16 protein-coding genes and 2 pseudogenes are annotated in these 14,079 nt (G+C 72.9%); 15 read left to right on the top strand and 3 right to left on the bottom strand.

Annotated features, from left to right (window positions below):
* Nucleotides 1-25 precede the first annotated feature (25 nt).
* The 3 genes from nagA to ABZV00_RS04350 form a co-directional block, all read right to left on the bottom strand.
* The gene (nagA, locus tag ABZV00_RS04360; protein ID WP_328421017.1) at nt 26-1,135 is read right to left on the bottom strand and encodes an N-acetylglucosamine-6-phosphate deacetylase; all 1,110 of its coding nucleotides are present in this window, start codon (nt 1,133-1,135) and stop codon (nt 26-28) included.
* Entirely contained in the window at nt 1,132-2,103 is a 972-nt protein-coding gene (locus ABZV00_RS04355) for an ROK family protein (protein ID WP_355601747.1), read from the bottom strand. Before ABZV00_RS04355 ends, nagA begins: the two co-directional genes overlap by 4 nt.
* A gap of 76 nt (nt 2,104-2,179) precedes the next feature.
* On the bottom strand, nt 2,180-3,109 hold the full coding sequence (locus ABZV00_RS04350) for a sugar isomerase (RefSeq protein WP_328421013.1): 930 nt from the start codon (nt 3,107-3,109) through the stop codon (nt 2,180-2,182).
* Nucleotides 3,110-3,309: 200 nt separating this feature from the next.
* On the opposite strand from ABZV00_RS04350, the gene ABZV00_RS04345 reads away from it, so the two are divergent.
* The 15 genes and pseudogenes from ABZV00_RS04345 to ABZV00_RS04275 all read left to right on the top strand — a co-directional run bounded on the left by ABZV00_RS04345 (nt 3,310) and on the right by ABZV00_RS04275 (nt 14,079).
* The gene (locus ABZV00_RS04345) at nt 3,310-4,095 is read left to right on the top strand and encodes a DeoR/GlpR family DNA-binding transcription regulator (protein ID WP_053654382.1); all 786 of its coding nucleotides are present in this window, start codon (nt 3,310-3,312) and stop codon (nt 4,093-4,095) included.
* A 120-nt stretch (nt 4,096-4,215) separates the two neighbouring features.
* A complete protein-coding gene (locus ABZV00_RS04340; RefSeq protein WP_355601745.1) occupies nt 4,216-5,223 on the top strand; it encodes an ATP-binding cassette domain-containing protein in 1,008 nt (335 codons plus the stop codon).
* On the top strand, nt 5,220-6,236 hold the full coding sequence (locus ABZV00_RS04335; RefSeq protein ID WP_328421007.1) for an ABC transporter permease subunit: 1,017 nt from the start codon (nt 5,220-5,222) through the stop codon (nt 6,234-6,236). The genes ABZV00_RS04340 and ABZV00_RS04335 overlap by 4 nt, the downstream gene beginning before the upstream one ends.
* A 136-nt stretch (nt 6,237-6,372) precedes the next feature.
* On the top strand, nt 6,373-6,777 hold the full coding sequence (locus tag ABZV00_RS04330) for a DUF3263 domain-containing protein (protein WP_355601743.1): 405 nt from the start codon (nt 6,373-6,375) through the stop codon (nt 6,775-6,777).
* A gap of 182 nt (nt 6,778-6,959) precedes the next feature.
* Nucleotides 6,960-7,616, top strand: a complete 657-nt coding sequence (locus ABZV00_RS04325; protein ID WP_355601741.1) for a hypothetical protein — start codon at nt 6,960-6,962, stop codon at nt 7,614-7,616.
* A complete protein-coding gene (locus ABZV00_RS04320; protein WP_355601739.1) occupies nt 7,613-8,008 on the top strand; it encodes a phage holin family protein in 396 nt (131 codons plus the stop codon). The genes ABZV00_RS04325 and ABZV00_RS04320 overlap by 4 nt, the downstream gene beginning before the upstream one ends.
* A 22-nt stretch (nt 8,009-8,030) precedes the next feature.
* On the top strand, nt 8,031-8,684 hold the full coding sequence (locus ABZV00_RS04315) for a DUF3618 domain-containing protein (protein WP_355601737.1): 654 nt from the start codon (nt 8,031-8,033) through the stop codon (nt 8,682-8,684).
* Nucleotides 8,653-9,543 carry a hypothetical protein gene (locus ABZV00_RS04310; RefSeq protein ID WP_355601735.1) on the top strand — a complete coding sequence of 297 codons (891 nt, stop codon included), beginning with the start codon at nt 8,653-8,655 and terminating at the stop codon, nt 9,541-9,543. The genes ABZV00_RS04315 and ABZV00_RS04310 overlap by 32 nt, the downstream gene beginning before the upstream one ends.
* A gap of 141 nt (nt 9,544-9,684) precedes the next feature.
* Nucleotides 9,685-10,194, top strand: coding sequence for a GNAT family N-acetyltransferase (locus ABZV00_RS04305; protein ID WP_355601733.1), 510 nt, complete (start codon nt 9,685-9,687; stop codon nt 10,192-10,194).
* Between the two features lie 279 nt (nt 10,195-10,473).
* Nucleotides 10,474-10,905 (top strand): hypothetical protein, encoded by a 432-nt coding sequence (locus ABZV00_RS04300; RefSeq protein WP_355601731.1) that lies wholly within the window; start codon nt 10,474-10,476, stop codon nt 10,903-10,905.
* 2 nt (nt 10,906-10,907) lie between these two features.
* On the top strand, nt 10,908-12,161 hold the full coding sequence (locus ABZV00_RS04295; protein WP_355601729.1) for an SRPBCC family protein: 1,254 nt from the start codon (nt 10,908-10,910) through the stop codon (nt 12,159-12,161).
* Between the two features lie 35 nt (nt 12,162-12,196).
* Nucleotides 12,197-12,382: pseudogene (gene gvpJ, locus ABZV00_RS04290) on the top strand (gas vesicle protein GvpJ); the annotation flags it as partial.
* A gap of 309 nt (nt 12,383-12,691) precedes the next feature.
* Nucleotides 12,692-13,369, top strand: a pseudogene (locus ABZV00_RS04285) (GvpL/GvpF family gas vesicle protein); the annotation flags it as partial.
* 58 nt (nt 13,370-13,427) lie between these two features.
* On the top strand, nt 13,428-13,754 hold the full coding sequence (locus ABZV00_RS04280) for a gas vesicle protein GvpG (protein ID WP_355601727.1): 327 nt from the start codon (nt 13,428-13,430) through the stop codon (nt 13,752-13,754).
* Nucleotides 13,732-14,079 (top strand): gas vesicle protein, encoded by a 348-nt coding sequence (locus ABZV00_RS04275; protein WP_355601725.1) that lies wholly within the window; start codon nt 13,732-13,734, stop codon nt 14,077-14,079. Before ABZV00_RS04280 ends, ABZV00_RS04275 begins: the two co-directional genes overlap by 23 nt.

The following is a 14,079-nucleotide window of genomic DNA, read 5'->3' as shown; positions in this document are numbered from 1 at the left end:
GCTGCCAGGCCGGGCAGAGCGCCCGTCACTCCACCCAGGAGCCGCCGCGCAGCACCCGGACCACGTTCAGGTCCTCGTCGAGCACCACCAGGTCGGCGCGGAGGCCGACCTGAAGGGAACCCACCCGGTCGCCCAGGCCGATGGCGCGGGCCGGGGTGGTGGCCACCATCCGCGTCGCGTCGGCGATCGGGATCCCGGCCTCCACGGCGTGCCGCAGCGCCGCGTCCATGGTCAGGGTGCTGCCGGCGATCGCTCCGTCGCGGGCCAGCCGGGCCACCCCGTCGGCCACGGTGACGACCTGACCGCCCAGCTCGTACTCGCCGTCGGGCATACCGGCGGCGGCCATCGCGTCGGTGATCAGCGCGGCCCGGTCCGGGCCGGCGGTCGTGGTGGCGAAGGTCAGCATGCCGTCGTGCAGGTGCACCCCGTCGGCGACCAGCTCGCAGACCACGGTGGGTGCGTCGAGCAGGGCCACCACCGGGCCGGGCTCGCGGTGGTGCACCGGCCGCATGCCGTTGAACAGGTGGGTGCCGACGCTGGCGCCGGCGGCGATCGCGGCGCGGGTCTGCTCGTAGGTGGCGTCGGTGTGGCCCACCGCGGCCACCACCCGGTGGGCGGTGAGCAGCTTGATCGCCTCCAGCGCGCCGTCCCGCTCAGGGGCGAGGGTGACCATCCGGATCCCGCCCCCACCCAGCTCGATCAACTCGGCCAGCTCGTCGGTGGACGGGTCGCGGAGGTACTCCGGGTTCTGCGCCCCACAGCGGACGGCGGAGAGGTAGGGCCCCTCGAAGTGGATGCCCGCCAGCACGCCCGCGTCGACCAGCGGTGCGAACGCCTCGGTGGCCGCGCGCATCAGCGGGAAGGGTGCGCTGACCAGGCTGGCCAGCAGAGTGGTGGTGCCGTGGCCCAGATGGAACGCCGCCGCGGACCGGGCCTGGTCGGCGTCCCCGGTGGTGAAGGTGTGCCCGCCGCCGCCGTGGGTGTGCATGTCGACGAAGCCGGGCAGGATCCAGTGCCCGTCGCGGACCGACGGGTATTCGGCCACCGCGGTGATCCGGTCGCCGTCCCACTCGACGCAGCCCTGCCGGATGACACCGGTCGGGGTCACCACTCGGCCGTTCACCCGCACGGTCATCGCTTCTCCTGATGGTCACGGACGCCGGCGGCGTCCAGGGCGAGCAGAGCGGCGCCGAGGCAGCCGGCCTCGTCGCCGAGGGCTGCCGCGACCAGCCGCGGCTCCCGGTGGAAGGTCATTCGTTCGTGCAGCGCCGTCCGCAGCGGGTCGAGCAGCCGGTGCCCGGCCTGCGCCAGGCCACCGCCGAGCACGATCGTCGCCACGTCGAACAGCGCCTGCCCGGAGGCCAGGCCGTCGGCCAGCGCCTCGACCGCCTCCTGCCAGACCCGGCCCGCGAGCGGCTCGCCGGCTGCGGCCCGCTCGGCCACCTCGGCCGCCGTGACCGGCTCGGCGGGCGTCCCGCCGGCCAGTTCCACGTAGCGGCGGCCGATCGCGGAGGCGGAGGCGACCGCCTCCAGGCAGCCGGGCCGACCGCAGCCGCAGCGCGGGCCGCCGGGACGTACCAGGATGTGGCCGATCTCCCCGGCAGCGCCGTGAGCGCCGACGGCGGCCGTGCCGTCGACCACGTGCGCGGCGGCGATGCCGGTGCCGATCGCCACGAAGAGCACGTGGCCGGTGCCGCGGCCGGCGCCGAGCCGGGCCTCGGCGAGGCCACCGGCCCGCACGTCGTGGCCGAGCGCCGTGGGCAGGCCGAGCCGCGCCACCGCCAAGTCCCGCAGCGGTACGTCCCGGAAGCCCACGTTCGCCGACCAGACCGCGACCCCGCGCGCCTCGTCCACCACCCCGGGCACGGCGATGCCGAGCGCGACCGGGGTGAGCCCGTCGGCGCGGGCCTTGCCGGCCAGCCCCTCGGCAACGTCCAGGATGGTGCCGACCACGGCGGCCGGGCCGCGCGCGGCGTCGGTGGAGTACCGCTCGGTGTGTACCGCGACGCCGTCCGGTCGGACCAGGGCGCACTTCATGCCGGTGCCGCCGACGTCCAGCGCGACGACCACCCGGTCGGTGTCCACGGCCTGGCCGTCGCTCACGTCGGCACTCCGCCGCGCTCCGTGCCGACGCTCCGCGCCACGCTGCTGTGCCTGCTGGTTCGCTCGCTGCGCTCGCTCACGCCAGCACCACCGACCGGGTCAGGTGACGGGGCGCGTCCGGGTCGAGACCCCGGCTGGTCGCCAGCGCCACCGCGAAGCGCTGGGCGAGGATCAGGTCGGCCATCGGGTCGACCGGGGTCCGGCCGGCGGCCCAACTGCCCAGCACGGTGCGGCACCCGTGCGTGCGGCTGTGTACGAAGGCCGCGCCGGTGGCGGCCACGTCCTCGGGCAGCCCGTCGGGCAGTTCGCCGAACGCCCAGACCAGCCGGCCGGGCGCGGCGATCGAGATGGGTCCGTGCCGGTAGTCCATCGCCGGGTACGCCTCGGCCCAGAAGGTGGCCGCCTCGCGGCACTTCAGCGCGGCCTCCTGGGCCAGCCCGACCGTCCACCCCCGACCGAGGAAGGTGACCTGCCCGATGGTGGCCGGATCGATCGGCAGCGGGGCGCGCACGGCCACCTCGGCGTCGGCGGCGAGGGCGGTCACCGGGTCGCCGAGGTTGGCCCGGAGTAGGGCCAGCGCGGTGGTCGCGAAGCGGGTCTGCACCACCGATCGCTCGTCGGCGAAGGGCATGGTCACCGCGGCGTTGGCCAGGTCGACCGCCGGGGACGCCGGGTCGCCGACGATGACGGTGCTGGGCACCAGCCCGCGCAGCGCGGCCAGCAGCTCCAGCACCTCGGTGGTGGTGCCGGAACGGGTGATCGCGATCAGCCGGTCGTAGCGGCGGCCGACGGGGAACTCGGATGCCTGGAACGCGTCGGTCTCGCCCTGGCCGGCCTGCTCGCGGCGGGCCGCGTACGCCATCGCCATGAACCACGACGTGCCGCAGCCGACGACGGCGACCCGCTCGCCGGGGCGCGGCAGGTCACCACGCACGACGCCGGCCAGGTCGGCCGCCTCCCGCCAGCAGTCGGGTTGGCTCGCGATCTCCGCGTCCACGTATGCCATGGGAAACTCCTCGCAGGGCCGGCCGGTGCGCAATACGGCTCGTTACACCCGTATTTCGCGCGTCATTCTGCGCGAAACTGGGTGGCCGTGGCAACCGACCAGCCGATCGCGCAGGCCGGTCTTTTGCGCAAGCCTAGTTTCGCGCACTAGTGTGCACGCAATCAATCACCGTTCGTGCAGTCAGTGGGAGGACCCCCGCGGTGGACCGGTACGCCAGATGGAACGCCCTGCTCGAGATGCTGACCGACAACGGCCGGGTCAGCGTCGAGGCGGCCGCTGAGCGGCTGGACGTCTCCCAGGCCACCATTCGCCGCGACTTCGACCAGCTTGCCCAGCAGCAGATGATCACCAGGACCCGGGGTGGTGCGGTGGCCAACGGGGTCTCGTACGACCTGCCGCTGCGCTACAAGACCGCCAAGCACTCGGCGGAGAAGCAGCGGATCGGCGCCGCCGCCGCGGCGCTCGTCACGCCCGGCACCGTGGTCGGCCTGAACGGCGGCACCACCAGCACTGAGGTGGCCCGGGCGCTGGCCGTCCGGCCGGATCTGAACACCAGCGCCGAGGGTGCCCAGCTCACCGTGGTGACCAACGCGCTGAACATCGCCAACGAACTGCTGGTCCGGTCGCGGATGAAGGTCGTGGTGGCCGGCGGGGTGGTGCGTCCCAAGTCGTTCGAGCTGGTCGGCCCGCTGGGCGGGGCGCTGCTGCGTGAGGTCACCCTGGACGTCGCGCTGCTCGGTGTGGACGCGATCGATCCGCAGCTCGGCGCCGCCGCCCACCACGAGGGGGAGGCGGCGATGAACAACCTGATGGTGGCCCGCGCCAAGCGGGTGGTGATCATCGCGGACTCGTCCAAGTTGGGGGGTCACGCCTTCGCCCGGATCTGCCCGGTCGAGCGGGTGGAGACGCTGGTGACCGACTCCGGCGCCGCCCCGGAGGTGGTGGACGCGTTCCGCGCCGCCGGCGTGCAGGTCGTCTGCGCCTGACCGGTCACTCTCCGTCTATCAATTACCTCCTTCGGCGCGCCGATGCATACCGCGTATTGCGCACCGCTGCATACCGCGTATGGTGTCGGCTGTCACGCCCATCATCGGGGGAGGTGCAGCTTGCCAGCTGTCCTGGAGATCGAAGGTCTACGTAAGACGTACAAGAGTCGTCGACGCGGCACCCGCAACGCGCTCGACGGTTTCGACATGCGGGTCGACGCGGGGCAGGTGCACGGCTTCCTGGGTCCCAACGGGTCCGGCAAGACCACCACGCTGCGTACGCTGCTCGGCCTGATCCGACCCGACGGCGGCCGGATGGCGCTGCTCGGGCACGAGGTGCCCGACGCGCTGCCCACCGTCGCCGGTCATGTCGGCGCCATCGTGGAAAGCCCGCAGTTCTTCCCGCACTTCTCGGCGCGGGACACGCTGTCTCTGCTGGCCGGGGCCGGCGAGGTGCCGGTCACCCGGGTCGACGAGGTGCTGGAGCTCGTCGGGCTGCGCGACCGGGCCGGCGAGCGGGTCAAGACGTACTCGCTGGGCATGAAGCAGCGGCTCGCCGTGGCCTCCGCCCTACTGAAGAAACCGAACCTGCTCATCCTCGACGAGCCGGCCAACGGCCTCGACCCGGGCGGCATCCGGGAGATGCGCACGTTGATGCGGACGCTCGCCGAATCCGGGATGACCGTGGTGCTGTCCAGCCACATCCTCGGCGAGATCCAGCTGATCTGCGACTCGGTCACCATCATCTCGCTGGGCCGGCGGGTCGCCTTCGGCCCGGTCGACGAGGTGCTCGCCCAGCACTCGTCCGGTGCCGTCCTGGTCCGGCTGGAGGCGGTCAGCGACCTGCCGGCGGCCACCGACGCGCTCACCCGGGCCGGGATCCGGCTCACCGGCCACCCGGACCACCTGATGCTGGCCGGCGTCGACAAGCCGGCCACGGTGACCCGGCTGCTCGCCGAGCACAACCTCTACGTCAGCGAGCTGGCCCCGGTCGCCGTGGACCTGGAGAGCGTCTTCCTCGAACTGACCGCCACCGCGCCGGTACCCGGACAGAACCGGCAGGTCGACGAGTCCACGAAGGTCGGTGGGACGGGTCAGCCCGCCACCGGAGGAGGGTGGGGCGCGTGAGCCTCTATCGTACGGAGCTGCGCCGGCTGGCCAAGCGGCGTTTCACCCGCTACATGTCGCTGCTCGGCCTGCTGGTGCTGGCCGCAGTGGTGATCGGGGTGTTCTTCACGAACCAAAAGATCGGCACCGATCAGCTGGCCCAGGCCGAGCGCCAGGCCGAGCAGAGCTACCAGGAGCAGGTGCGCTGGAGCGAGCAGGAGCGCGTCAACTGCGAGCAGGCCAAGACCGCCGGCACGCCGAACGACGGCCGCTACCCCGACGACTGCTCGGTGATCACGCCGCCGCCCCGCGACCAGATCCAGGCGGAGTGGTTCCTGCCCTCCACGTTCAACTTCCGTGAGACGTTCCCCGAGACGCTGATCCCGTTCGCGGCGATCCTCGCCCTGGTCGGGTTCGTGGTCGGCGCGTCCTTCGTCGGCGCCGAGTGGAGCACCGGCGGCATGATGAACCTGCTGCTCTGGCGGCCGAAGCGACTCACCGTGCTGCTCACCAAACTGGCCGCGCTGCTCACCGGCATTCTGGCGGTGACGCTGCCCGCCGCAGTGCTCTGGTTCGCCGGGTTCTGGGCGGTCGCCGCGTTCCGGGGTAGCACCGAGAAGATGACCTCCGGGGCCTGGCAGTCGTTCGCCCTCACCGGGCTGCGCGGCGTCGTGCTGGTACTGGTGCTCACCACCATCGGCTTCGCGCTGGCCTCGCTGGGCCGGCACACCGCGATGGCTCTCGGCGGCGTGGTGGCGGTGATGGTGGTCGGCCAGTTCGGCCTCGGCATCCTGCTGGAGATGGCCAGTGTGCGGTGGACCGAGGCATGGCTGCTGCCCACGTACGTGCTGGCCTGGATGACGAAGACGGTCACCCTGCAGGACTGGGACTCCTGTAACGCCACCTACTACGGCGAGTGCAAACCGGAGACCCTGGACATCACCTGGCAGCAGTCCTCGGTGCTGCTCTCCGTCGGGGTGGTGGTGATCCTCGGCGCGGCCCTCTGGGCGATCCGTCGGCGCGACATCTCCTGACCGGTGCGGTGCGGTGCGGTGCGGTGCGGTGCGGTGCGGTGCGGTGCGGCCGGCCCGGCCGTCGGGGTTCCCGGCGGTGCGGGGCCGGCCGCGCCGGCTGCTGCGACCCGGGTCGACCCTGGTTAGGCTGAGTGCCATGCCCGCCGACGCCACCCCCGCCGCCCCCGAGCCGTCCACCGACGCTCGTCCGGGCCACGTGGCGGCTGGTGGCGGGCCGATCGTCCCGGCACCCCGGCCGGCACCGGCCGACGAGAGCACCGACGATCTCGCACCGGATGCCAGGGACGATGCCGAACCCACCACGTCGGCGGCGGGGTTGACCGAGCGGGAACGGGCCATCCTCGCCTTCGAGCAGCAGTGGTGGCGGCACGCTGGCGCCAAGGAGCAGTCCGTCCGGGACACCTTCGGGGTGTCCTCGACCCGGTACTACCAACTCCTCAACGCGCTGCTCGACAACCCGGCGGCACTCGTCGCCGACCCCGTGCTGATTGGCCGGCTCCGTCGACTCCGCTCGTCGCGCGCCCGCAACCGCCGCCGCTGACCGCGTCCGTTGCGGCGGATGGCGAAGAACGTTTCGCCAGTGGTGAATGATGCCCACTTGCGAACCGCCTCCCCGGTGCCCGGTCCGTCGCAGCCGGCGAAAGCATGTCGCCAGATGCGACGGGTAGGCGGGACGGGTACCGGGCCGCAGTCAGGGGCTCCGGGCCGACGGGGGGAGGGGCTATGACGGGTACCAACCCGAGCCGGCCACCGCAGGGTGCGACCGGCACCGGGCAGCAGGCTCGGCAGGAGGCGTCTCGGGTCGGGCAGCAGGCCGCACAGGCCGGCGGCCAGGTCGCCCACGCCGCCGCTGAGCAGGGTGGGCAGGTAGCGACCGAGGCGCGCCAGCAGGCCCAGCACCTGACCGGGGAGGCCACCAACCAACTGCGTGAGCAGGCTCGGTCGCAACAGCAACGGGCCGTCGACGGGCTGCGCGACCTGGGCCAGGGGCTCAACTCCATGGCCGAACGGGACGGCGACTCCGGGTTGGCCGGCCAGGCGGTCCGCCGGGCGGCGGACGCCGCCCAACGCGCCGCCGGTTGGCTCGACGGACGGGAACCCGGTGAGGTGCTGGACGACGTGCGTACGTACGCCCGGCAGCATCCCGGCACCTTCCTCGCCGGCGCTGCGGTGGCCGGGTTGCTGGTCGGGCGACTCACCCGTGGTCTGACCAGCGGTGGCGATGGAGGGATGTCCGGCGGCCCACCAGCCCCACAGGGCCAGGCAGCCGGGGCCGGGCCGCAGCCGTACGAGCAGCCGTACAGCGGGGTGGCCCGGGCCCAGAACGCCTCGCCGGCCGGCCGGCCGGAGCGGGACCTGCCGGGCGGGGTGGCACCGTGAGCGCCCCGGAGAAGGAGCGGACCCAGGCCTCGGTCGGCGACCTGCTGGGTGACGTGACCCGGGACCTCTCCACGCTGATGCGCAAGGAGGTCGAGCTGGCCAAGGCTGAGCTCCGCGAGGAGGCTAGTCAGGCCGGCAAGGCCGGTGGCATGTTCGGCGGGGCGGGGCTGGCCGGGTTCCTGGCCGTGCTGTTCGTGTCGTACGCCGCCTGGTGGGGGCTGTCCAACACGATGGACCAGGGCTGGGCCGCACTGATCGTCGCGATCATCTGGGCCGTCGTCGCCGCTGGCCTCTTCATCAACGCGCGGAGCCAACTGAGGGCGGCACGTGCGGTGCTGCCCCGGACGAAGCAGACCGCGCGGGAACTGCCGGACGCCAGGCGGGGTCGGTGAACGAGTCGGGAGGAAACAGGTCATGTCCAGTGATCCGGATCGGATCCGGCGGGAGATCGAGACCACCCGCAACGAGTTGAGCAACGATGTCGACGCGCTGACCGACAGGATGAATCCGCGTCGGATCGCCGGTGATCGCGTGGGCGAGGCCCGTGGCGCGTTCACCCGAGCGAAGGAGAAGGTGATGGGCAGCACGAGTCATGGCGGGCAGGAGGCCAGCCAGCGGATGTCGCACATGGCCGGCTCGGTACGCGACGAGGCTCGGTCGCTGGGGCAGCAGTCGCGGGGTGCGATGTATTCGGCGCGGGAGGAGACCCGGTCGCTCGGGCGGCAGACCCGCGAGCAGGCTCAGGGCAATCCGCTGGCGGCTGGGCTGGTCGCCTTCGGCGTCGGGCTGCTGGCCGCCTCGTTGGTCCCACCGAGCGGGCGGGAACGGCAATTCGCCGGCCAGGCCCGGAGCATGGTGACCGAACACTCCGGTGAGCTGCGCGAACAGGCGAGCCAGGTCGGGCACCAGATGCAGGACAACCTGCGCGAGCCCGCGCAGCAGGCGGCGCAGTCGGTGCGGTCCACCGCCGAGCAGGGGATGTCCAAGGTCCGGGAGCAGAGCCGGTCGTCCGCCGGTCAGGTGCAGGGGCAGGCGCATGCGGCAGCCGACGACCTCCGGCAGCGCTGACCCGAGCGGGCCGGGGCCGGCACCGATGCGGGTTCGTTCCGCGTCCGCGCCGGCCCCCGGCCGTCCGGTGAACGAGGACCTGGTCTTCCGGTTCGGCCCGCTGGTCGGCGTCCTGGACGGCGCCACCGTGCCGGAGGGCTTCGACACCGGCTGTGTGCACGGGCCGGAGTGGTACGTCCGGCACCTGGCCGCCCGGCTCGGCGTGGCCGAGGCGGCGCGCCCGTCGGCCAGGCTGACCAGCAACCTGGCCGCAGCCATTCTCGCCGTTCGCGCCGACCACGGCGGGCAGTGCGATCTCGACCATGCCGGCACACCGTCCAGCACCGTCTGCCTGCTGCGTGACTGTGGCGACCAGGTGGACTATCTGGTGCTCTGCGACAGCCCGCTGGTGCTCGACGCCGGCGGCCAGGTCAGCGTGGTGACCGACGATCGGTTGGAGTCGGCGATGGCCGAGCTGCGCCGAACCGTCGCCACCGTGCCGGCCGGCGCCGCCGACCCGGTCACCCGGTTTCGCCAGGCCGTGGGCGTCCAGCGGGAGCGGATGAACCGCACACACGGCTACTGGGTGGCGGCGGCCGACCCGGACGCGGCCTTCCACGCGGTGACCGGGACGTTGCCCCGGCGAGGCCCGGCGGCGGTGCGCCGGGCGGCGCTGCTCAGTGACGGCGCGTCCAGCGCGGTCGAGCAGTTCGGGCTGACCGACTGGGCCGGGCTGCTGGACATGTTGAGCGCCGACGGCCCGGGCGCGTTGCTCGATCGGGTTCGGGACGCCGAGCGCGACCACCCCGACCGGCTGCGCCGGCACAAGCCGACCGACGACGCCTCGGTGGTGTTCTGCGAGTTCGGGCCGGCGGCCTGACCGATCTGCCGCACGACCGGCTGGCGACAGAGCGTGAGGTGGAACACCCCGGCCGCCCGACCGGCTGGTACCGGTAGCCGGACCGCCAGTGGATGCCCAATGGGGTGGACTTCGGCCGGTGAGGGCGGCAGACTGCGGCACGTGGCGGGTGCGGTCCGGTTGGAGCCGGTGGACGAGCGGAACCTGGAGCCGTTGCTCTCCGTAGCGGCTGCCGAGGCCGAGCCGGGTGACGTGATGCCTCCGGTCGATGCTCCCGCCGGCTGGTCGCTCGCCCGCCGGGAGGCGTTCCGGGATTTCCACCGGGCGAGCTTCGGCGGCCTGGACGGCCCGACCCGCTCTCAGATGTACGCGATCCTCGTCGGTGGCGAGGTGATGGGCATGGTGCGGATGACGCGCTGTGACGAGCCCGGCACGGTGGAGACCGGGATGTGGCTGGGTCGCTCGGCACGCGGGCAGGGGATCGGCGCCACCGCCCTGCGCGAGTTGCTGAACGCCGCCGCCCGAGCGGGCATGCGGGCCGTGGTGGCCGAGACGACCCCGGACAATGTCGGCGCCGTCGCCGTGCTGAAGAAGTGCGGTGCGGAACTGCGCGAGGATGGCGGCAAGGTGCGCGCCGAAATCTGCCTCGATTCGACGCCGCCCGCGCTCTGAAGCCCATTTCGAGGTTTCGCGTCTCCTGTCATTCTCCCTGCTCCTGACCGCCTGAAAGTCCGGTCTGGGGCGTGCGGTCCCGCATTTCCGGATGGCCTTTCCCGACGCTTAAGGAAATTGCCGTAGCGGTTTCGGAGTAATGCCGCGGGGTACTGCCCGCCGGGTCCGTAGATACGGGATGCCTGATCGAAGGCACAGTTCACGCCACTCCCCGGTAGCCCTTCTCCGGCCCTCACCGGGCGGGCGTCCGGACCCCCGGCGGGGAGCGAAGGAGACCTGATGAAGACCGGAACACGAATCGGGCTGGCGGTGGGCTTCGGCTACCTGCTGGGCCGCCGCCGCAAGCTGCGTACGGCGCTCACCCTGGCCGCGGCGGTCGCCGCCGGCCGGGCGAGCCAGAACCCGGGCGGGCTGCTGAAGCGCGGCACCGATGTGCTGCATTCGTCCCCCCAGCTGAGCAACCTGAGCCGGCTCGGCGCGCCGCTCGTCAACGCCGGCCGGTCTGCCGCGACCGCGGCGGCCGGCAGCGGCGTCGACGCTCTCACCGGTCGGCTGCGCGGCTCCGCCGACGCGCTGCGCCGCCGCTCAGGCAACCAGAGCGGCTCCGGCAACCAGAGCGGCGCTGGCGACAACGGCGCGGGTGAGGACACCGATCGCGGCGCGATGGACGACCGGGACGAGGCGGCGGCCGGGCAGCGGCGGGGGCGGTGACCATGGCGGAGAACACCAACCCGGGAGGACTCTGCGACAAGCTCCGCGGCCAGTTGGCCGACGAGGTACGCAACCTGGCAGAGGCGATCGGCGAGCGCGCGATGACGGTGGTGAGCGAGCGGATCACCGGCGCCACCGGCCGGCTCAGTGAGTACGCGCGCCAGGGCGGCGGACCCGGTCTGATCGCCGCCGCGACCGGCGCGCAGAAGCTCGCGGAGGGCAGCTCACCCATGAAGGCGATGGTGCATGCCGGCATGGCCGGCGGTAAGGAGAAGGTGATGTCGGCTTTCGGCCGCGCGGGCGGGAAGGGCGGCGGCAAGGGCGGCAAGAAGCAGAAGGTCACCAACATCGTCGAAACGATCGAGGTCGGTGTGCCGGTGCGGGCCGCGTACAACCAGTGGACCCAGTTCGGCGACTTCCCGAGCTTCATGAAGAAGGTCGAGCAGGCCGAAAACGAGTCCGGGGAGAAGATGACCTGGAAGGCGCAGGTCTTCTGGTCGCACCGGAGCTGGGAGTCGACCATCGTCCGGCAGGTGCCGGACAAGCTCATCCACTGGCGGTCCAAGGGTGAGAAGGGATCGGTCGACGGCACCGTCAGCTTCCACGAGATCACCCCGGACCTGACCCGCATCCTGGTGGTGCTGGAGTACCACCCGCAGGGCCTCTTCGAGCACACCGGCAACCTGTGGCGCGCCCAGGGCCGGCGGGTGCGGCTGGAGTTGAAGCACTTCGTCCGGCACGTGATGACCTCCACCGTGCTGGACCCGGACTCGGTCGAGGGCTGGCGCGGCGAGATCGAGGACTCCCAGGTGGTCAAGGACCACGAGACCGCGCTCCGCGAGGAGCGGGAGGCCCGCGAGGAGCAGGGCCGGGCGGAGGAGCCCGAGGATGAGCGGGAGGAACAGCCGGAGGAGGAGCGGCGCCGGCCCGCCGAGCGCGGCCGCCGTCGGCCGCCGGAGCGCCGCCGGCCCCCGGAGGAGGAGGAGTACGAGGCGTACGACGAGGGCGAGGACTACGACGAGGGGTACGAGGAGGAAGAGCCCGAGGAGGAGCAGCCTCCGCCGCGCCGGCGCCAGCCGGAGCGGGCCCGCCGCCCCCAGCCGCGCCAGGAGCGGGAACCCCGGCAGGGACGGGAGCCGCGCGAGGAGCGGGAGTCGCGCGAGGAGCCGCAGCGCCCCCGCCCCGCCGCCCGTCGGGCGCCGGAGGCACCACGACGGCCGGTGGTCCGCCGTCGACGTGAGGAGCGTGACCAGTGAGCATCGCGACGACTAGCGGACGCCAGGGCGGCGCGTTGGAGCGCGGCGGTGGAGGAGGCGGCGGGGGCACTCTGGCCGACGTCGTGGAGACGGTGCTGGACAAGGGCGTGGTGATCGACGCGCAGGTGTCGGTCGCCGTGGTCGGCATCCAGCTGTTGGAGATCAACGCCCGGATCGTGATCGCCAGCGTCGACACGTACCTGCGGTTCGCCGAGACGGTCGACCGGCTGAGCATCGTGCCCAAGGGCACGAAGGGGCTGCCCGACCTGGCGGGGGACGCGGCCGGGGCGGCGACCAAGGGCAAGGCGATCTCCGGCCTCGGCAAGGCGGCCCAGGAGATCAGCGGCGCGGTGGCGGACTCGCTGAGCGACCGCGGCTCCGACCGGGAGCGGGAGCGGCCACGCCGACGCCGGGACGAGGAGCGGTGAAGATGACCGACGAGCAGGCCCAGCCGGCCGGCGAGGCCGGGCTGTTCATCTACGGCATCGTGCCGTCCGACGTGGAGACGACCCCGGACGCGGAAGGGGGTCGGCAACCCGCCGGGCGAGGTGACCGTGGTTCGGCACGGCGACCTGGCCGCGCTCGTCAGCGAGGTCGGGTTGGAGGAGCCGATGGGCCGCCCGGCCGACCTGACCGCGTACCAGACGCTGCTGGACGGGACGGCGGCCGTCGCGCCCGTGCTGCCGGTCCGGTTCGGCACGGTGGTGACCGGGCCGGACGCGGTCCAGGACCTGCTGGAGGCCCACCACGACCGGTTCGCCGCCGCCCTCGACGAATTCGAGGACCGGCTGCAGTACACCGTGCACGGCCGCTTCGACGAGGAGGAAATGATCAGCGACTTCCTCGCCGAGAACCGCTCCGCCGCCGCGCTCGCCGACCATGTGCGCGGCCGGCCGGAGGCGGAGAGCCGGGAACAGCGGATCCGGCTCGGCGAGATGATCAGCCAGGGGGTGGAGCTGCGCCGGGAGGCGGAGAACCGGGCGCTGATCGACCTGCTCACCCCGTACGCGGTGGCGCAAGTGCCGCGCCCACCGAGCAGCGAACTGGACGCGATGAACGTCGCCTTCCTGGTCGCCGCCGACGACGAGGAGGAGTTCGTGCGGGTGCTGGAGGAGTTCGCCGAGCAGCGCCGGGACCTGATCCGGATGCGGCTGCTCGGGCCGCTCGCCCCGTACGACTTCGTCAGCGCCCATCAGCTGGTGGAGTGACGCATGGACATCCTCTGGGGGCTGCTGACCCTGCCGTACGCCCCGATGGCTGACCGCCGTGGTGAAGGTGATCGCGCGGGAGGCGGAGTCACAGCGGTACGACCCGGCCAACATCCGGCGTGAGCTGGAGGAGTTGGATGCGGCGGCGGCCGCTGGCGACATCACCTCGCAGGAGCGTGACCTAAGACAGCAGCAGGTCCTGGACCGGCTGATTGGCACGGGTGGGGGCGCTCGCGGCGCTGCCCCGGGCGCGGGCCGGGCGGGTAACCGGCCGGCCCGCGCCGGGGGGCCACGGGGGACCGGCCAGCGACGGCGTGCCGACCGGCCGGGTGACCCGGACCGGCGGCGGGGAGGTGAGCGAGGTGGCAATTCGCAGCGACGGTGAACGCGTCCGCCGGCGGGAGCCGGAGGGCGGCGACGCCGACCAGTACGACGAGGAGGAGTATGTCGAGCCCGTGTCGGCCGCCGAGGCGGTCCGGGAAGGGCTGCGCCAGATTGTCGAGCTGTCTGGCCGGGACCCGGTCGGAGCCACCTCGATCCAGGCCACCGACGACGGCTGGCTGATCGGGGTCGAGGTGGTCGAGGACCACCGGATTCCCGCGTCGATCGATCTGCTCGGCCTCTACGAGGTCGAACTCGACATCGAGGGCGGCCTGCTGGGCTACCGGCGGGTGCGCCGCTACCAGCGCGGGAAGGGCGAGGTGGGCTGA

Origin of the sequence: Micromonospora sp. NPDC005173, from assembly GCF_040608515.1 — a bacterium.
GTDB lineage: Bacteria > Actinomycetota > Actinomycetes > Mycobacteriales > Micromonosporaceae > Micromonospora.
The sequence above is the reverse complement of the archived record's forward strand: the minus strand, read 5'-3'. Positions and strand labels throughout refer to the sequence as shown.

Excerpts from the sequence above, each read along its gene's own strand:
- ABZV00_RS04315 (WP_355601737.1), top strand. The coding sequence starts at position 8,031 with ATGTCCAGTGATCCGGATCGGATCCGGCGGGAGATCGAGACCACCCGC.
- nagA (WP_328421017.1), bottom strand. The coding sequence starts at position 1,135 with ATGACCGTGCGGGTGAACGGCCGAGTGGTGACCCCGACCGGTGTCATC.
- ABZV00_RS04300 (WP_355601731.1), top strand. The coding sequence starts at position 10,474 with ATGAAGACCGGAACACGAATCGGGCTGGCGGTGGGCTTCGGCTACCTG.
- ABZV00_RS04350 (WP_328421013.1), bottom strand. The coding sequence starts at position 3,109 with ATGGCATACGTGGACGCGGAGATCGCGAGCCAACCCGACTGCTGGCGG.
- ABZV00_RS04310 (WP_355601735.1), top strand. The coding sequence starts at position 8,653 with ATGCGGCAGCCGACGACCTCCGGCAGCGCTGACCCGAGCGGGCCGGGG.
- ABZV00_RS04330 (WP_355601743.1), top strand. The coding sequence starts at position 6,373 with ATGCCCGCCGACGCCACCCCCGCCGCCCCCGAGCCGTCCACCGACGCT.
- ABZV00_RS04325 (WP_355601741.1), top strand. The coding sequence starts at position 6,960 with ATGACGGGTACCAACCCGAGCCGGCCACCGCAGGGTGCGACCGGCACC.
- ABZV00_RS04295 (WP_355601729.1), top strand. The coding sequence starts at position 10,908 with ATGGCGGAGAACACCAACCCGGGAGGACTCTGCGACAAGCTCCGCGGC.